This window comes from Bacteroidota bacterium (assembly GCA_008933805.1).
GTDB lineage: Bacteria > Bacteroidota > Bacteroidia > UBA8524 > UBA8524 > SB11.
In genome coordinates this window covers 80640-96875 of the sequence record WBUH01000018.1, presented here as the reverse complement: position 1 = coordinate 96875, position 16236 = coordinate 80640, and the positions used below count along the sequence as shown (strand labels likewise).

The 16236-nt window shown below is 42.6% G+C and carries 27 protein-coding genes and 1 pseudogene; all 28 read left to right on the top strand.

Annotated elements, in window-relative coordinates; genetic code table 11:
* Positions 1-103 precede the first annotated feature (103 nt).
* Positions 104-487 (top strand): hypothetical protein, encoded by a 384-nt coding sequence (locus F9K23_15945; protein KAB2913959.1) that lies wholly within the window; start codon positions 104-106, stop codon positions 485-487.
* 2 nt (positions 488-489) lie between these two features.
* Positions 490-729, top strand: coding sequence for a hypothetical protein (locus F9K23_15940; GenBank protein KAB2913958.1), 240 nt, complete (start codon positions 490-492; stop codon positions 727-729).
* 114 nt (positions 730-843) lie between these two features.
* Positions 844-1167 (top strand): hypothetical protein, encoded by a 324-nt coding sequence (locus F9K23_15935; GenBank protein ID KAB2913957.1) that lies wholly within the window; start codon positions 844-846, stop codon positions 1165-1167.
* Positions 1168-1296: 129 nt separating this feature from the next.
* Complete coding sequence (locus tag F9K23_15930) at positions 1297-1476, top strand: hypothetical protein (protein ID KAB2913956.1); 180 nt, start codon at positions 1297-1299, stop codon at positions 1474-1476.
* Positions 1473-2132: a hypothetical protein gene (locus F9K23_15925; protein KAB2913955.1), complete on the top strand. Its 660-nt coding sequence runs from the start codon at positions 1473-1475 to the stop codon at positions 2130-2132. Before F9K23_15930 ends, F9K23_15925 begins: the two co-directional genes overlap by 4 nt.
* A 10-nt stretch (positions 2133-2142) precedes the next feature.
* Positions 2143-2403, top strand: a complete 261-nt coding sequence (locus F9K23_15920; GenBank protein KAB2913954.1) for a hypothetical protein — start codon at positions 2143-2145, stop codon at positions 2401-2403.
* A 4-nt stretch (positions 2404-2407) separates the two neighbouring features.
* Complete coding sequence (locus F9K23_15915; GenBank protein KAB2913953.1) at positions 2408-2878, top strand: hypothetical protein; 471 nt, start codon at positions 2408-2410, stop codon at positions 2876-2878.
* Between the two features lies 1 nt (position 2879).
* On the top strand, positions 2880-3686 hold the full coding sequence (locus F9K23_15910; GenBank protein ID KAB2913952.1) for a DNA adenine methylase: 807 nt from the start codon (positions 2880-2882) through the stop codon (positions 3684-3686).
* 45 nt (positions 3687-3731) lie between these two features.
* A pseudogene (locus F9K23_15905) lies at positions 3732-3962 on the top strand (hypothetical protein).
* Positions 3963-4086: 124 nt separating this feature from the next.
* Entirely contained in the window at positions 4087-4620 is a 534-nt protein-coding gene (locus F9K23_15900; protein KAB2913951.1) for a hypothetical protein, read from the top strand.
* A 1-nt stretch (position 4621) separates the two neighbouring features.
* Positions 4622-5500: a DNA (cytosine-5-)-methyltransferase gene (dcm, locus tag F9K23_15895; protein ID KAB2913950.1), complete on the top strand. Its 879-nt coding sequence runs from the start codon at positions 4622-4624 to the stop codon at positions 5498-5500.
* Positions 5497-6837 (top strand): hypothetical protein, encoded by a 1341-nt coding sequence (locus F9K23_15890; GenBank protein KAB2913949.1) that lies wholly within the window; start codon positions 5497-5499, stop codon positions 6835-6837. Before dcm ends, F9K23_15890 begins: the two co-directional genes overlap by 4 nt.
* A complete protein-coding gene (locus tag F9K23_15885) occupies positions 6837-7589 on the top strand; it encodes a phosphoadenosine phosphosulfate reductase family protein (protein ID KAB2913948.1) in 753 nt (250 codons plus the stop codon). The genes F9K23_15890 and F9K23_15885 overlap by 1 nt, the downstream gene beginning before the upstream one ends.
* Positions 7590-7597: 8 nt before the next feature.
* Entirely contained in the window at positions 7598-7885 is a 288-nt protein-coding gene (locus tag F9K23_15880) for a hypothetical protein (GenBank protein ID KAB2913947.1), read from the top strand.
* Complete coding sequence (locus F9K23_15875; GenBank protein ID KAB2913946.1) at positions 7843-8103, top strand: hypothetical protein; 261 nt, start codon at positions 7843-7845, stop codon at positions 8101-8103. The genes F9K23_15880 and F9K23_15875 overlap by 43 nt, the downstream gene beginning before the upstream one ends.
* Positions 8100-8495, top strand: a complete 396-nt coding sequence (locus tag F9K23_15870; GenBank protein KAB2913945.1) for a hypothetical protein — start codon at positions 8100-8102, stop codon at positions 8493-8495. Before F9K23_15875 ends, F9K23_15870 begins: the two co-directional genes overlap by 4 nt.
* A gap of 81 nt (positions 8496-8576) precedes the next feature.
* Complete coding sequence (locus F9K23_15865) at positions 8577-8789, top strand: DUF4248 domain-containing protein (GenBank protein ID KAB2913944.1); 213 nt, start codon at positions 8577-8579, stop codon at positions 8787-8789.
* A 161-nt stretch (positions 8790-8950) separates the two neighbouring features.
* A complete protein-coding gene (locus tag F9K23_15860; GenBank protein KAB2913943.1) occupies positions 8951-9559 on the top strand; it encodes a hypothetical protein in 609 nt (202 codons plus the stop codon).
* Positions 9556-11622, top strand: coding sequence for a hypothetical protein (locus tag F9K23_15855; protein KAB2913942.1), 2067 nt, complete (start codon positions 9556-9558; stop codon positions 11620-11622). The genes F9K23_15860 and F9K23_15855 overlap by 4 nt, the downstream gene beginning before the upstream one ends.
* 10 nt (positions 11623-11632) lie before the next feature.
* Positions 11633-12253 (top strand): hypothetical protein, encoded by a 621-nt coding sequence (locus F9K23_15850; protein ID KAB2913941.1) that lies wholly within the window; start codon positions 11633-11635, stop codon positions 12251-12253.
* A gap of 59 nt (positions 12254-12312) precedes the next feature.
* Positions 12313-12993, top strand: coding sequence for a hypothetical protein (locus tag F9K23_15845; protein KAB2913940.1), 681 nt, complete (start codon positions 12313-12315; stop codon positions 12991-12993).
* 70 nt (positions 12994-13063) lie between these two features.
* A complete protein-coding gene (locus tag F9K23_15840) occupies positions 13064-13432 on the top strand; it encodes a hypothetical protein (GenBank protein KAB2913939.1) in 369 nt (122 codons plus the stop codon).
* A gap of 2 nt (positions 13433-13434) precedes the next feature.
* On the top strand, positions 13435-13719 hold the full coding sequence (locus F9K23_15835) for a hypothetical protein (protein KAB2913938.1): 285 nt from the start codon (positions 13435-13437) through the stop codon (positions 13717-13719).
* Entirely contained in the window at positions 13719-14684 is a 966-nt protein-coding gene (locus tag F9K23_15830) for a hypothetical protein (GenBank protein KAB2913937.1), read from the top strand. Before F9K23_15835 ends, F9K23_15830 begins: the two co-directional genes overlap by 1 nt.
* The gene (locus tag F9K23_15825; GenBank protein KAB2913936.1) at positions 14674-14898 is read left to right on the top strand and encodes a hypothetical protein; all 225 of its coding nucleotides are present in this window, start codon (positions 14674-14676) and stop codon (positions 14896-14898) included. The genes F9K23_15830 and F9K23_15825 overlap by 11 nt, the downstream gene beginning before the upstream one ends.
* Positions 14895-15149, top strand: coding sequence for a hypothetical protein (locus F9K23_15820; protein KAB2913935.1), 255 nt, complete (start codon positions 14895-14897; stop codon positions 15147-15149). Before F9K23_15825 ends, F9K23_15820 begins: the two co-directional genes overlap by 4 nt.
* Entirely contained in the window at positions 15146-16003 is an 858-nt protein-coding gene (locus tag F9K23_15815) for a hypothetical protein (protein ID KAB2913934.1), read from the top strand. Before F9K23_15820 ends, F9K23_15815 begins: the two co-directional genes overlap by 4 nt.
* A gap of 7 nt (positions 16004-16010) precedes the next feature.
* Positions 16011-16235 carry a hypothetical protein gene (locus F9K23_15810; protein KAB2913933.1) on the top strand — a complete coding sequence of 75 codons (225 nt, stop codon included), beginning with the start codon at positions 16011-16013 and terminating at the stop codon, positions 16233-16235.
* Position 16236 lies beyond the last annotated feature (1 nt).

The window sequence follows — 16236 nt, the reverse complement described above, 5'->3', positions numbered from 1 at the left end:
GGCACATCTATTTACAACAAATAAAAACCCTGCGCTCTGTGGTTAAGCGCAATAAAACAATGGCATCAAACGCAATCAAGCAAGCATCACACATTAAATTGTTATGATAACCGAAGAATTAAAAGCCCTCGTGCGCGAGGAGGCCAACAACCTGAAGCTGCACGCAACACCCGAAGAATTGCAAAACTTAGATTTTGAAATTCTTTACCCTTCAAAACCCGGGCTTTGTATATACGGCCAAATGACACACGATTGCGCCTCACCTCGCGCCGTCGAATTACTAAACCTTTGCGCAAAGCCCTTTTCTAATGATGTTCAGGTTTTTGAAACGCCATATAGCGACCACTTATTTCCTCCAAGGAAAGGTGCGTTTGGCCTTGATTTCGCACCCTTCAGCCCGATAGAGTTTTACATCTGCCAAGAGGGCGCGAAAAACACTGAATTAATCGCCTACCTGAAAGGCGAAACCAACAATCTTGAATTATAAGCATGGAAACATACGTAATAGCAATGACGCGCATTCAAGACGGCAAAGTAGTGTACAAACATTATTTAGCAGGACTTTCAAAGGGTACAGAATTACCCGTTCAGTTTCATGGCGTAGCACAAAAACACAACGCCATTGAGTTTGCAACAATGGAGCAGGCGGCAACGCTGGCACAATTCATTAACAAATTTTACAAAATAGAAAACGTGGTGTTTGAAGCCGTGTTTAATGAAAAAAAATAAAAATAGGCAGGTATGTGCGCGGTCGCACACGCAGGGATGCGATAGCCATAATGATAGTATAAAATTCGGGTTCGACTCCCGGCCTGCCGCAACAAATTGAAACAACTTACAACAATGGGAAACTATTTAAAAAAACTAAAACTACGGTTTGCACAGATAAAGAGCGACATCACTGAGAACGCAGCCTATAAAGGCGTGTTTTTTATTGAGAGCACCACTAACCCCGGCCACTATCTTCATCCTGACCTTGATGCGGAAACCCCAACATCTACCACTTTTTTGCTGAAACAGGGCAAATTAGGAGCAGCGGTTTGGTTAAAACATCAAGCTGAAGATATGATTAACGAGTTGAGAGAAATCGGGGTTAAGAACCTGAAAATTACTCCATTTACCCCTGATGAGCCTCATCGCAAGACGTTGCTTAACCCCAATGCTTAGCAATGAAGTCAAAAAAGCGCAAGCCCATCCGCCAGTATATCCGCGAAAACCCAATTCAGTTTTTTGCAGAACTATTGATTTTGATAGGACTTATAGCACTTTGGTTATGGATTAACTACCACTAAAATTATGGTATATATAATTAACTATTTCGACGACACCAGCAGTAAAACTAAAACCGCCCGCATTGATGCCGACAATGAGGACGAAGCACTTGCGGAGTTTCACAAAAACCACCCTTTTTGCGAGGTTATAATGTGCGCCCCAACAGCAGACGAGTCTGAAACGTATTACGCAACTACACTATGATACTAAAAAATAAGAAACGGTTAACCCCTGCTTTGTTCAGCGCAGAGATGGCTTTGCAAAATTACTTGGGGAATAAAACAGAAACCCGCCGACCGGGCATTAGCAAACTATTTGAATCTGAAAAACTTTCGTTTTCGCACATGGAATACATTGAAACGCGCGCCAAATGGGCGGCGGTATTTGAGGGGGAGGGCGAACGGTTTAATTGCTTTTCTGATTTTGGTGGTCCCGGTGATTGGCTTTGGCAACGCGAAACGTTTTCAAATAACGCTGACATGGATAAGCCCATTTACAAAGCGGATTACGAGATATACCCCCAAAGCGTAATAAGCAAAACTAAATGGACGCCAGCTATTCATGCTCCATTGTCCTCAGCAAGATTGTTTCTATTAGTCACAGGAGTGAGAGTAGAGCAATTGAATAAAATTACAGGGAAAGACGCGGTTGCTGAAGGCATGAGAAAATCCTATTGCTATGATGAAGCAACCCTTGCGGCAGCTTTGGACGATTACCGGGCATTATGGAATCAACTGTACCGTCAAACATTCCCTTGGGAAAGCAATCCGCTGGTGTGGGTAATTACTTATCAAGCATTTACACCACAGCAATTTGAAGCCCAAGTAGGCCAAACCATTAAAGAATTAATTACAACCTAACACAAGCAATATGGCAAAACAAGTATCAACGTGGCGCGTAGCCTCGATAAACGAAACAGACTCGAACAAAACAATTACCCTAAACCCTTCAGTAAGCAATGAAACGGCGTTGTTGGGATGGAACACACAATTAACCTTCAGTGTCGACAAAGGAGACCCAAACTACAACCATTTTCAGTTCGGCAAAGAATACGAAGTGTTTGTTCTAACAAAGACAAAAATACCCTCACTTATGCCGCTGGCCGGCACGGTTCACATTGATAATAAATAAAGTCATGACAACAGAAATCGAAAAAAGAATGGGCATTGACAGAGCCATTGCCCAAATCACCCAACAATTGTTTCCCATGCTTGAAAAAGAGTACACGGAAAATCTGCACGTTGAATTTAGGTTAGCAATGCAGGCACCGTGCGTTTTTATTGTTCACCCGATGAACAAAGACGGTGAAACAATACAGGTAAATTGGCAGCCTGCAAAACAATTTGCTGATAAAATTTTACAAATACCCACTTTGGGCAGAATAGTACATTACTATGATGTGCCAAACGCAACCAAGGGTAATATGCCTGATGGTACACCTATACCCGTTTACCCAATTGCCGCAATAGTAACTGAGGGGGGAGATTTAGCCCCTTGTATTACTATTTTTCCAAAAGGGCAACCCCCAATAGCCCTACTAACTGTGCCCCATAAAATATATGCCCCGCAAGGGCAGGCGTATTGGGATTGGCCTGAAATAAAGTAAAATGGAAAAAATAAGCCTTCTCAGATATTATGGCGGAAAAACCCGACACTTGGAGTGGATTATAGGCAATTTGCCCGACAACATCATTCATTTTGTCGACGCTATGAGCGGAAGTGGCTCGGTTGCTCTGAATGTTTCAGCAACTCTTGTTACTATGAATGACATTAATAACGATGTTGTAAACTTTTTTAAACAACTTCGCTATAATCCTGAAGAGTTAATTAGAGCAATATACTTTACTCCATTTAGCAGAGAGGACTGTAATTCTTTAATTGCCGAAACCGATTCTGAAATAGAAAAGGCACGAAAATTTTTCACCCGCAACCTTCAATCCTTTTCAGGTAGTTCACAGAAAACATGGCATAGTTGGGGTAATCAAATAAACATAAAGCCTAATGATGTATGTAGGGTTAATACGTGGAATCGTAAAATAACCCACTTACACAGGGCTGTTGACAAACTCAGGGGTATTCAGATAGAAAACCTGGATGTTTTCGAGCTTCTTGAAAAGTATAATTCGCCAAATGTTTTTGTCTATTTAGACCCGCCCTATTTGGCAGAGACACGCAATGCTAAAAACATTTATAAACACGAGTTTACTGAAGGGCAGCACCGGCGTTTGTTGGCTATTGCTAATTGCTCAAAGTGCAGAATAATGATAAGCGGCTACCATTGTGAGCTTTATGAAGAATTGCTTACGCCCAAAAAATGGACACTAATTACTAAAACTGATAGAAACACGAATTACAAATCAAAAAAAACTGAATGCCTTTGGGTTAACTACCCCGTTTCAAACAAACTTTTTTGATGAAACACTTAGGGCTTTTTGAAGACGAAACTAAACCATATAGTTATGACAACCCAAGAGTATATCGACCACAACAAAACCTTAACCCTTTGCAAGGGAGATAGTGTTGTAATGTACAACTGTTACGAGGCCACGCTTGACAAATACAGCAGCGGCATCGTATGGGAATGCCAAACAGATAGCTACATTGACCGTGCCGGGCAAGAGTGTGTTTTCCTCGTTGGTTTTCCCGGATGCTTTGCAGCCCAATATTTAAAGCCCGTTGCGGATTTACCGCCCACAAAATGGCAATGCAAGTGCGGTCAGTTGTATGCTTCTCAGAACAGCATTTGCGATTGCGGCAACTCAGCAGGCCTAATACCGACGCACCTATTTGAAGGCCAAACTAAACCTTAGAACTATGATTTCATCATTAGACTTTCAACCATTACCAACAACGGTTATTGAACGCGCTAAAGCAGCTAACGAGTTGTACAATCGTTTTGAAACGGGCTATCAGGTTGCCGCAAAAAAAGGGGGTAGGGCAAGGACAATAGAGAGTATTAATAAATGGAGTGAAAAACGAAATTATTATCACGACTTACGCATTCGAGCAATAGACCTAATCAAACGACTCGCAGGATATAGAACAATGGGTTTTGAAACCCTTAGAGATTATTGGAGATGGCGGGGTCAAGGGGATAGAAAGTATGAAACATTGCAAAAGGAAAAAAGGCGAACAGAGTTTGAAAACAAACACACTTACTCACCGTGGTTTTATAGCAATTCATTTAGTGCGGACTATGGTACATACACCTGTGACAGTTGCCAGCGCACATTTCATCACTCCCCATCAACCATAAAATTAGCCGGTAAGGTAGTTTATAACTGCGCTTGCGGTAGCTGTACAAACTCAATTATTTATCGCGATTGGAGGCGTAACCCATACCAATAATATGAAACACTTAGGACTTTTTGAAGGCATAGGGGGCTTTAGTCTTGCCGCCCGTTGGATGGGCTGGCAAACTATCGCATACAGCGAGATAGACCCGTTTTGCCTTAAAGTGCTGAGTTATCATTTCCCTGATGCCGTTTCAATCGGAGACATTACCCAAGCTGACTTTACACCCTATGCAAACACAATTGACATTATTACCGGAGGTTTCCCCTGCCAACCTTACAGTGTTGCCGGGCGAAGAGCCGGAAAAAACGACCCTCGGCATTTATGGCCGCAAATGTTTAGAGCAATTAGAGAGGTTAAGCCCAAATGGGTTGTGGGCGAGAACGTTCGCGGCCTGCTTAATTGGTCAAAAGGGTTGGTGCATAAAGAAATATGCACACAATTGGAAAACGAGGGCTACGAAGTACAATCATATTTATTGCCAGCTTCAGCGGTCGGAGCTCCGCACGAGCGATACAGGCTATTTATTGTTGCCAACTATAACGGCATCGGACGCGAAAGCAGGCCACCGGACACTCACGGACGGCAAAAACAAGTCGAAAAAAGGGAGTCGTTATGGTATAAAGTTAATTCAATTATTGAGGGCGGGACTGCTCCCAACACCAAAAGCAGGGGATTACCGAACGGGGATGCCAAACAGGCACAAAACCCTGCGCACGCAAGCACTCAACGACACTGTTTCGTGCCTGATTGGGAAAACTTCCCAACTCAACCCCCCGTTTTTAGCCGAAATGATGGGTTTTCCGGCCGATTGGACGGAATTACCGTTCCAAGCTGGCGAAGGGAAAGCGTAAAAGCATACGGCAACGCAATAGTACCCCAATTAGCATATCAAATATTTAAATCAATAGAAGATTACAGCAAAACAGCATGAGAAACGAACGCCCAATACAAAACATTATAGCCGGCCGCTTGCCGGCAGGGTATAAGATACCCCAAAATCAGCAACCGGCACAACCTGAAGGGTTAACCCGAATTGACATCGGAACCGCTTTTAAAAACGTGGCTGCCTACTTGAAACACGTTAACGCCCGGTATGATTCACCCAAAAAGAAAATAAGAGGCGGCGTGCTGGCCACGTTTTTACGTGTGGTTGATGCCTACATACGCCGTAACCCGTACTTGCAGTTGCTCCACGATGCCCCAATACCGGTGCGCCTGAATAACTATATGCTGGCCGCTCAGCTTAATTGCAGCAACCGGACAATAATTAATCATTTGAGCAAATTAGAGCGTTACGGGCTGCTGTATAAAACCTTCAGAGGCACAAATGCTGACTATGAAATAACGGTTGACCCCCGCCCCCTGTTAAACACCATAACGGGTGGCAAGATTTTGAGGGTTTTGGCGGGCGGCGCGCCGCCCCGCCATCCTTTTGGAGAGAAAAATTTTCTCCATATATGTACAAGTATGATACCTTTAGTAATAAGAAATATTGAGGGTAAGCAAAGTGAACACAACATTCAACAATCTATTTTAAGCGGCGTGGTGGTTTCCGAAGCGCACACCAACCCGCTACCACCACAATCCCTAAACACTCTTGCAACCTTTTCTTGCAACCAGCCCGAAGCAACCGCAACCCCTGTGGAAAAGCAAGAAGAATCAACGTCCGAAAAAGAAAAAAAAGAGGGGCGGCGCGGCGCGAAATCCACAATCCCCACATGGCAAAAAGCCTTAGTGCTTGATTTTTTCAAGCAGCTAATGAAAATGCTGTACCCTTACCGCACATACAGCGATGATATGAAGCGCGAAATCTTGAATAAAATATACTTTCACGTGTATGCAGGCTTTAAAGCAGATTGGCCGCGCGAACGGTGGGAAAAGTACCAAGTTGAATTATTTGAACGTATCCGGCTGGCAAAAGTTTGGATGGAGCGGCCGCTATCTCCTGACAAGGCGCACCTATACCCTGAAGGTAAGTTTTTAGTTAACCCATTGACCTACTTGGATGCCCGAACGCCATACGGTTTTATTGCAACAATGGATTGGCTTGCCATCACCCGCAAGCGTAAGGAGTTAATGAAGTGTGAAATCGAGGTAGAAAAAGCAATGAAGGAGGTATTGCATAGCGGCGGTGCAATTAACATTTACCGCAAGTGGCAAACCAAGTTCAAAAACAAGCGATTGCCTGAAGCAATACAAATGTATGAAGAGGCTATGAGTACGCTGCTGCAACAAATAGCAAACCAACGCAATAAGGACGTAAACTGATGGCAAGGGTAATACACTTTTCCGGCGGCCAAACATCGGCGTATATGACAATACTGCTAAAACCTCAAGCTGACGATGTGGTATTGTTTACCGATACTGGCCGCGAACACCCTGAAACCTATAAGTTTATTGAAGCCTTTGAACAAAACGAAGGAATAAAGGTACATACCGCAACCTATACGCACAAAAAAGCACCCGGATTAACAGGCTTTGATGCTTTGGTGGCGGTAAAAAAATACCTTCCAAACAGGACTCAACGGATTTGTACTGAAGAACTAAAAGTAATGACCGCCCGCAGGTACTTAGTTAATACAATAGGGCTTAAAAGCTACCAAAGCTACATAGGCTTCAGAGCCGATGAAATGCAAAGGGTTCACCGCTACAAATCAGCATGGAAAAAGGTATCTGTGCATTTTCCGCTGGCGGATATGGGAATTACCAAGGCCGATGTAAATAATTATTGGAACTCAAAGCCATACAAGCTAAACATACCGTCGATATTAGGTAATTGTGATTTGTGTTTTCTCAAGGGCAAAAACAACATTATTAAGATTTTACAGCAATTCCCTGACTTAGCTGAAAAATGGATACGTGATGAGAGTATAATCCCCGTAAGCGGGGATTATACTAAACCGGCTACATACATAAGCGGTATTAGGTATGAACACCTTTTGAACGCCGCACAATCACAGCAACAACTATTTGAATTAGAGGGGGCTTTACCGGCCTATTCATGTTCATGTACCACTTAACCAACACTATGCAACAAAACCAAAAACCTACTTGGAATACCAAGGCAAAATATAAGCTGGTCGTTTACTTCATCAACGGCAACGGCAGAAACCGAAACAATGCCCCGAAGGTGTTTTTTAGCCGTGAACGACTTGATAAAAAACCCGGTGGCCAAGACGGCCTTTTTGCGTTGATGAAATATGTAAGCGAAATACGCGGCAAGTACAATACTGCCATTATCTACGATAATTCAAACAATAATACACTACACAAATGGGTACTAAACACCGAACAACAGATAGAAAAAAGGGTGTAAACCATAAAGCTGCTGCCTTGGGTATTGTTGCAGGTATAAGAACCTATGAAGCAATTACCGATAACAACGACCTTACCCCGCTTGAGCAATTTTTTGCCGCCGGCATATCAGTTGTAGCCGGTGCAATGGTGGCAAAACTTGCAGACTCGTTAGAGGATAATCACCCGCAAGCTGAAGCTGAACCAAAAACCATAGACGTTGAACACACCGAAGTATGATAGTTAATCCTGATATAGTTGCCCCTCCGGATAGGGTGCGTTTTAAGTTTACTTGCTCACAAGTAAGGGATTTATCCTATATGCTAAGGTCATTTATAGGATTTAACTATAAAAGGTTGCCGCATAGCCATCAGCGCGCACACAGGTTGCTATGCGTTACCTTTTACCCATTTATACTAAAGCTAAACAGGGTAGGTGCTAAATGGTACACTGGCAAGAAATCAGTTGTTATAAAGCAAATAGACGGTGAAGGTTTGTTGATGCTGAATGAACTAAACTACCTTGATTATATAGGGCTTGATAGAAATAATACACCGTACCCGGCTTTATTATTGTTGCTCACAATGGAGTTAGGCAAGTATTACGGCTCAATTGATTACTACCGTGAATAAAAAAAGCAGCCATAAGACCCCTGACTGCTAAGCTAATGGAAACCCCGTTGTAAAATACAAATATATTAAAACGGTTGATAAATGAAAAGCAATAATAATCAACAATATCCAACGGGGTTGCAAAACCTGCAAAGCCTATCAGCTTGGTACGGTGTAGATAAGCGCACCTTAAAAAAGTGGCTCAAAAAGATTGATGGCTTTGATTTAATCAACCGCGATACCCGCACCTTTTCGCCAGCTGAGGTAAAAATGATAGTTGACCATTGCGGCCAGCCTAACCAAACAGAGGAATAAATAAAAAGCAATGTTTTTCAACGCCTAAAAACGGACATTATCGAGCATTATCGGACAACAATGGACATTATCGGACATTATCGAGCATAAACGGACATTATCGGACATCCGCGCCAGCGACATTTTCAACCTTTGTTTTCAGTTTTTCACAAAAAACAATAATGAAAAAAGGTTTTGTAATCGCCGGCATACTTGGAGCAACTGCTTTATTAGCAACCCCAACCATCATGCGCGCCGCTTCGGCATCGCAAAACTTTGAATTTACCGTCGGCCTTGGCAGGGTTCATAAAGTTATGGGAACACAGATAAGAGTTGTGTTGCCCATCACTCTATATAACCGTACCGGCTTTAATGTTACCATTGAGCGGTTGCGTTTTACAATTCGCTACAAGGACGCTGCCGGTACCATGCAATTACTTACACTGATTCCGCAGGTAATTGAATCGCTTGCAATCCCCACCGATAAAAATACACCTGTTGCTATTGATGTTGATATTGATGCAACACTTATCACCAAGTTGAATGAAAACACGGTGATTGAAATGCAGGTTGATTTTGACTATAAGGGCTTGCCTGTAAACATCAAACAATCAGCTAAACTAAGCGACTACGTACCGGCGCAGGCATTCACAATCATAAAAGCCGGCGGTAATTGGGTTAGTAACATACTTAATAGTTTCGGCCTTAAAGGACTTGGTTGCTCTTGCTGCAATGCTCAGCAACAATTATCAATGGGCGGCTACTCTCAAAATTATTCATCATTATTATGATTAGGCAACGAGCATATACAACACCTGTTTTGCTTGCTCCTGATGATGCAATGCTAACCGCCCCGACTGTACCTGTACAGTTTTTAAACGGATTGGGAGTTGCAGCAGCTTACAACCGTAGGTTATCGGACATAACCCCTTTTCTAAAATACTTTCCTAAAGCATCTTACAACGACCCGTTTTATTACAAAGGCCGCAAGCTATCTACATTACAAGCGGTTCAATTGGCGGATAACATTGTCCGTAACACCCTATCAGACACCAAAATGTTTGCAAATGAAGTAATCGCGGATAACAGCGTTTACCAAGTTTGCAAAAACTTGTACGATTGGCTGTACAGGTATGTGCAGTACAAAAAGGATGATGACAATGTAGAGCAACTGCGCCGGCCAGCCCGAACTATTGCAGAATCGAAAAGTGGCGTTGATTGCGATTGCTTTTCAATCTTTATTTCATCGTGCCTGACCAATTTAGGCATACCCCATTATTTCAGAGTAATAGCAATAGAGGGAAAAGACCACTTGCAACATATTTATGTGGTTGTGCCTACAAAAAAAGTGTTGGGCGCACCCAATACCGGTAACGGCTTTATCACTATTGACCCGGTTTTAGACACGTTTGATGCTGAAGCCGACCACATCACAGCTTATTACGATTATTTTATGGACGTACCCGCATATTCAATGAACGGGTTAGGTAATGCTTCGGATGGCCTAACCGATATTTTCAACTCACTTGTAATCCAAAGAAATTCAATCATTTCAAATCCTGCAAAATACCAAGCAGCGGGCTATAACCCCCGCGCTATGGTTCAAATGTTTGATTTAGCTATTGACAACTTTTGGACACCCAACCGGGACGCAACACTTGATATGCTTGCCCGCAACGACCATCAAACCCTTTTAAACCCTGCAATGAGCGGATTAAACGGAATGGATGGTTTGTTTGACAGGGTAAAAAAAGGCGTAACCCAAGCAGCACAGCAAGTAAAAGAGGTGATAAAAAACCCCGGAGCAGCAGCGCAAAACGTTATCAATCAGGTTAAGGATAAACTCAACATTCCGCAAAATGTGCTCAATTTTATCCAAGATGTAATTGATACCGGCAAAGAGGTAGCGTTTTTTATTCCCCGAAAAGCCTTCATGGCCTTGGTTGCATTGAATTTTAGGGCATTAGGCACCAATCTAAAAAAAGCACTTGAGGTACCTGAGCAGCGCAAAAGGCTGCAAGATATGTGGGAAAAGAGCTTTGGTGGGGACTTTCAAAACCTAATCAACGTAGTTAATAATGGCGCAAAAAACAAAATGTTATTTGGCCTTGGTGCATTAGGAACTGGTGGCGCAGAAACGGTGGCTGCAACCGTAGCAGAAGCTACCCCGGTTTTAGCAAACAGCACACTTGCAACAATAATAAGTGCAGTGGGAGGCGGCGCAGCGGCCGTGAACGAAATCGCCGACGCAGTTCAAAAGGCAAATGAGGCAAAAAATAAGGTGCAAAATTTGGTTAACCAAGGCCAAACAGCAGCGGCACAGGTTCAAAACGCAATCAATCAGGGCAAAGCCTCTGTAGCTGCCGCACAAACATTTGTGAACAACAACGCGCCTTCGTTCATTAACAACAACCTGCCATCGTCTAAAACCACGCCGCCTGCACAAACAAATATTATTCCTCCACAAACCACGCCTACCCCCAATCCAAATGCAATGATAATCGGCGGCAGTAATGTTTCATTAAACCCTGTTCAAAACCAATTACCGCCAACAACCGCCAATAGTTTTGTTACTACTCCTCAAGAGTCATACGAAAACAAACGTACTCTAACGCCTGAAAACGCATGGGGCGAAGGCATTGTAAATGCGTTAAAAAATGTCCCTAAGGACGCAAACGGTACTAATCAAACACAGCCACCTGCAAAAAAATCAAGTGCAATGCCTATTGCAATTGCATTGCTTATAGGCTTAGGCATATACAAAGCAACCCAAAACGGCGGCGGCAAACCCTCTATGGGCGGTATTCCGCCTAAAAAAACTAAAGGCAAAACAATCAAAATAAAACTTTCATAACAATTATACAATGGACTTTAAATCAATCAACTACACAGAAGCCGGTAAGCAGGGTGCAATTACCGTAGGTGCCGGCTTTGGTGGTTTTACAGCAGGCCACATAGTAAATAAACTGCTGAATAAAGACAATAAACCTATGATTACATGGGGTATGGCAATTTTGGGGCTTGCAGGGGCAGGACTGAGTATTGCTATGAACAAACCCATGTATGTAACCGCTCTTGCTGCTGGTGTAGGTATCTATGGCGTAAGCAAAGGAGTTTACGACGTAGTAAACGAACCATCTGTAGGCACCTCAGGTATCGGATTTTTACCCGAAAGCCTAAAAAGCACATTGAAAGAGTGGGTTGCGCCCGTTGGTGTATCGGGTCCCGGTATGGGTAATTTACCCGGTTACGAATTTAACGCCGACCAAGACCCGTTGTTTTCATCACTAATGGGTAACGGTATTATGCAGCAAGCAACTCAACAATGGAAACAAATCAATCAGGGCAATCCAAAACCCGGTATTGCTCCAATTCCCGGCGGTGTTCAAAAAATGCAAAACATTGACCCTTCATACAGGTTGATATGCCAACAAATGAGCGGTATGGGTAATCCTGATGACGGCAACGTATCTCAATTACTGTAATCAATCAAAAACCTCATAAACAAAAATTCAAAAATCATTTATCACATACATAAGAAACCATGAAAAATTCAAATATTTGGTCAGATGTACTAAAGGCATGGGTACCACCACACGTTGATTTCCTTGCCAAAAAAGTGCTTATGGACGGAAACTCAAACGAAGAGTTGCGCCGGAAAATCGAATCGGGGCAAGCCAAAATCCGTGATTTTGAGCATTACTCGGCGACAAAAGTGGGTGTTGGTTTTGCGCCCAACCCTTCTGTAGGAGCCACAATTCCATTGATTAACCCCAACCTTGATATTCAGCCCGGTTTAACCTCATTAAACAGGGGCAAGGTTGGCAAAGAGGCTTACAGTGTTATTTATGGAGTACAGGTAATGTATGGCGAATCAGCCAACACAGCCGCTGAAGCGTTGTATGTAAACCGTGTGTATGGTATTAACATCACCTCAGCAGCAACCGCGCAGCCTCCGTTTATACCTGTTTTGGTTCAAAACTCTGACTATCGCTTCAATGTTGGCGGTCAAGACCCAGTAGTAATTCCGGGCAACCGCTTCTTTGTGGACGACACAAGGATTGTGAACGAGAACGGTCAGCACGTGGTTATGTTAAGTACGCCAATTTTTGTTCCCGGCGAATCACAGTTAACCGCAGATGTACTACCCGCAGTTGCAGGTACGGCATTGGGTGCAAACGCTTGTGTTCGCGTGAATTTCAAGATGGCTTCGTTTATCGTTTAAGCCTTATCCTCCATAGTTTATAGTTAGTATAAAGCCGCTGGCAACGGCGGCTTTTTAATTCTTATCAAAAATGAAAGAATACAGGTATTTTACAAAGACATTTACCCGTTCGGCAGGAACTGCCACAGGCACTTACACCGAACAAATTGTTTTTCCTAACGGCTACCAGATTGTAGAAGGTTGTAATTTATATGAAATTACTACCGGTTCTTCAAGTTATTACCGTGTAGGGCTTAAAACAGAAGGTGGGGTTTATATACAAGAGTTAACGCACAAAAACGATTGGATTTGCTCTACTGCGGTTAATCCAAGCGAGCGTTACAAGCCACTGAATATAAATTCAAACTCTGTTTACACCCTTGAAGTTTTTTTTCCCGAAAACCTTTCAGGAACACCACTAACCTTTGACCTTGCTTTCATCATTAGTAAAGAGTTTTAAGCATGGTGTTTTTCGCTGTTACATTTATAGACCAGCTTATTGAAACGGAAGGGTTTTTACCTGTCAGGGGGCTTGACGCGTTTAGTGTTGAGAACACGGGTACTTCAACGGCCACTATTGGCACCAACACCACACTTGTTGCAGGTCAGGAGCGTTCATTTGACCAAATTATCGGCGGCAAATACAGTGATAATATTCCTGTGAGGTTTGCGAGCGGCGGCACTAATCGCTTAGTAATACGCGGTTTTAGTTTGAATCCGAACACAACAATTGAACCAAGGAAATAATGAAAAAGGGATCTTATGGTATATCGCCCTTACCGGGTAATAAAACATTCGGTGCGTCAGACCGCAGGATTTTATACCTGCTTGCTGATGTTCCGAATGCTGCTTTTGCCTTGGCTACAAGGCAATTGTTAAATACTTATACCGGTCCTTTGGTAAGAGTAAGAAGGCTTTCTGATAACGCAGAAACAGGAATATTACCGGACTATTTAAAGAGTTTGTCCGACTCCAGCGCCACAGAATCGGGTCAAACCTTGGCAGGGTGGCAAAACTCACTAATTTATGGAGCAGTTTGGTATGACCAATCCGGTAACAATCGTTTTGTGAACCAAACAACTGCCTCAAATCAATATCAATTAATAATCTCTGCTAAGCCGCATTTTATAAGTGACCTTTTAGGAGTAAGGCTTTGGAATTTCGGAACAAAATTAAATTCAACTTTATACGGCGCGGGTAAGCAATTTACAATATCATGTAGCTTTAATACAGCCCCCCCGCCCACAGGAGATTTCAGTTTTATTTACCAGGTTGCTACATCTGAAAGCAACCCCGCAATGAGCGGAATGAACGCAAGAATAATCGGTGTAAACCCATCAGGAATGGGTAAATTATCCATACAAATTGGTGATTTAGCAGCTTCTTCAGCAGCCACAATTGAAAGCGTAACAGCGTTTAGCACTTCAGTATCGAATAACTTTATAATTATGTATGATGGCACGGAAAATTCAAGCGTGTTAAACAGGTTTAAAGTGTTGAGAAACGGGGTGTCAGAACAAATGCAGGTTTCGTTTTCTACAGGCGCGTTTCCTTTTTCAATAGCTGCTCCCGCAACTAACGGAAGTATACGACAAGAGTTTAGCTCAACGAATAGAACAAGGATTTATGAAATGATAATTTGGCCGCGAATACTTACAAGCCTTGAACAACAATTCGCTGCCAATTCTGCAAAAAAAGCCTATGGATTCTAAATATTATACAGGATTGGTGTTTGACGCCATTGAAGACGCAGTGCAATTTGCCAAAATGGATGTGCCTGAAACATCCGTAACGCAATACTTGTATCCGGTTGTAACAACTACTGAAGGTAAAGTATTTGTTGTGGTTCTTGACATTAATCAGTTGCCTGAAGAAGCAATAAGCGAGGTTAAAATTTTAAAAGTTAACGACAATCAATTTACATGATACCATTAGCAATATTAGTTTCAGTGGACTTATGGGCTTTGTTTTTAGCAAGTATGCCAATCGGGGCGTTGCTAATTGGCCAATGGGTATATATGCGCGTTTCACTTGCTAAAATGCAGGTGAAAATTGAGCACCAAAACGAAACTATAACAAAAATGCAGGAAAAACAGGAGAAACAAGATTCTGTGCTTCAAGAGATAAAAGCAACTGTTATCGAAGTAAAAACAATTATAGAAAGGAGCAAACTGTGATTAATGCAAAACAAGCCGCAATACGAATTTTCAACCGCGCGGTTGAAATAATGATTTATGGTCATGGAGCCGCAATAACCCCAAAAAAAGTAAGGGTTGAGGACATCGGTTCGGCTCCTTCAGATATTGAGCAATATCTCAACGATATTAGTACTACTTATTCAGTTGATACCATAACCATTGATTTTTACGGGAAAAACGGCACCGCTACCAAAAAAATAGGTACCGAAGAGGTGAGCCTTGATAATGATTCATTAGCTGAAGCTCCTCTGCAACCCCAAACATCCAATTACCAGCCCCCTGTTATATCGGCTATGCCCACGCTTTTAGGCCTTGGCGGCCAGCAGGTAGGGTATATAGGAGATAAGGATTTTCTTATCCAACACTATAAAACTCAGTACGAGGAGGCGCGTTCAGAAATATCCGACTTAAAGCAAGAGATTAAAAACTTGCGCGCTGAAAGGGATGAGTTAAAGGCGTTCAAACTTTCTTATGAGAAACAAAAAGAGTTGGATGAATTAATAGCCAAGGCCGGCAAAAAAGACTTCTTTGAAGGACTGTCAGGGTTTTTAGAGAAAAATCCCGAAATAACTCAAGGGATAGTATCAAAAGTAATGGGTGCCACTGCGGCAAATGAAACTACTCAAACAGCAATGCCCGGCCTTGATGGTATTGAAGACGATTCGTTCAGGGTTACTATGGGTCAATGGATACAAGGGTTAAAAGACAAAATGGATGCCGGCGACCGCGAATGGATAGGCATGGCATCGGTGGTACTTACGAAGTTCTACCACGATAAAGAATACTTGAGTCATATCTATAATATGGTTCTTCAGGCGCAAAATCAACAATAATAATAAGATGGCAGAAACTATAACTATTGAGGTTGGAGACGTTTTAGACCGTTTTCAAAAGGAGCAAAATTTGAGGGTAATAGCAAAACAAACCCCTCAGAACATTCAGACCCTTGCTAACATAGCCGGCATGCGGCAAGAAACATTAAATATTTTGGCTGAGCTGCTGAAAAAGCCAGGCATTGAAGAAAAGCTGGCAAGGAACAAAAAACTAATAATAGGAGCACTTTAAT

Excerpts from the sequence above, each read along its gene's own strand:
- F9K23_15915 (KAB2913953.1), top strand. The coding sequence starts at position 2,408 with ATGACAACAGAAATCGAAAAAAGAATGGGCATTGACAGAGCCATTGCC.
- F9K23_15890 (KAB2913949.1), top strand. The coding sequence starts at position 5,497 with ATGAGAAACGAACGCCCAATACAAAACATTATAGCCGGCCGCTTGCCG.
- F9K23_15885 (KAB2913948.1), top strand. The coding sequence starts at position 6,837 with ATGGCAAGGGTAATACACTTTTCCGGCGGCCAAACATCGGCGTATATG.
- F9K23_15845 (KAB2913940.1), top strand. The coding sequence starts at position 12,313 with ATGAAAAATTCAAATATTTGGTCAGATGTACTAAAGGCATGGGTACCA.
- F9K23_15830 (KAB2913937.1), top strand. The coding sequence starts at position 13,719 with ATGAAAAAGGGATCTTATGGTATATCGCCCTTACCGGGTAATAAAACA.
- F9K23_15860 (KAB2913943.1), top strand. The coding sequence starts at position 8,951 with ATGAAAAAAGGTTTTGTAATCGCCGGCATACTTGGAGCAACTGCTTTA.
- F9K23_15945 (KAB2913959.1), top strand. The coding sequence starts at position 104 with ATGATAACCGAAGAATTAAAAGCCCTCGTGCGCGAGGAGGCCAACAAC.
- F9K23_15820 (KAB2913935.1), top strand. The coding sequence starts at position 14,895 with ATGATACCATTAGCAATATTAGTTTCAGTGGACTTATGGGCTTTGTTT.
- F9K23_15870 (KAB2913945.1), top strand. The coding sequence starts at position 8,100 with ATGATAGTTAATCCTGATATAGTTGCCCCTCCGGATAGGGTGCGTTTT.
- F9K23_15835 (KAB2913938.1), top strand. The coding sequence starts at position 13,435 with ATGGTGTTTTTCGCTGTTACATTTATAGACCAGCTTATTGAAACGGAA.
- F9K23_15850 (KAB2913941.1), top strand. The coding sequence starts at position 11,633 with ATGGACTTTAAATCAATCAACTACACAGAAGCCGGTAAGCAGGGTGCA.
- F9K23_15940 (KAB2913958.1), top strand. The coding sequence starts at position 490 with ATGGAAACATACGTAATAGCAATGACGCGCATTCAAGACGGCAAAGTA.
- F9K23_15920 (KAB2913954.1), top strand. The coding sequence starts at position 2,143 with ATGGCAAAACAAGTATCAACGTGGCGCGTAGCCTCGATAAACGAAACA.
- F9K23_15840 (KAB2913939.1), top strand. The coding sequence starts at position 13,064 with ATGAAAGAATACAGGTATTTTACAAAGACATTTACCCGTTCGGCAGGA.
- F9K23_15930 (KAB2913956.1), top strand. The coding sequence starts at position 1,297 with ATGGTATATATAATTAACTATTTCGACGACACCAGCAGTAAAACTAAA.
- F9K23_15810 (KAB2913933.1), top strand. The coding sequence starts at position 16,011 with ATGGCAGAAACTATAACTATTGAGGTTGGAGACGTTTTAGACCGTTTT.
- F9K23_15900 (KAB2913951.1), top strand. The coding sequence starts at position 4,087 with ATGATTTCATCATTAGACTTTCAACCATTACCAACAACGGTTATTGAA.
- F9K23_15880 (KAB2913947.1), top strand. The coding sequence starts at position 7,598 with ATGCAACAAAACCAAAAACCTACTTGGAATACCAAGGCAAAATATAAG.
- F9K23_15935 (KAB2913957.1), top strand. The coding sequence starts at position 844 with ATGGGAAACTATTTAAAAAAACTAAAACTACGGTTTGCACAGATAAAG.
- F9K23_15855 (KAB2913942.1), top strand. The coding sequence starts at position 9,556 with ATGATTAGGCAACGAGCATATACAACACCTGTTTTGCTTGCTCCTGAT.
- F9K23_15825 (KAB2913936.1), top strand. The coding sequence starts at position 14,674 with ATGGATTCTAAATATTATACAGGATTGGTGTTTGACGCCATTGAAGAC.
- dcm (KAB2913950.1), top strand. The coding sequence starts at position 4,622 with ATGAAACACTTAGGACTTTTTGAAGGCATAGGGGGCTTTAGTCTTGCC.
- F9K23_15910 (KAB2913952.1), top strand. The coding sequence starts at position 2,880 with ATGGAAAAAATAAGCCTTCTCAGATATTATGGCGGAAAAACCCGACAC.
- F9K23_15925 (KAB2913955.1), top strand. The coding sequence starts at position 1,473 with ATGATACTAAAAAATAAGAAACGGTTAACCCCTGCTTTGTTCAGCGCA.
- F9K23_15865 (KAB2913944.1), top strand. The coding sequence starts at position 8,577 with ATGAAAAGCAATAATAATCAACAATATCCAACGGGGTTGCAAAACCTG.
- F9K23_15875 (KAB2913946.1), top strand. The coding sequence starts at position 7,843 with ATGGGTACTAAACACCGAACAACAGATAGAAAAAAGGGTGTAAACCAT.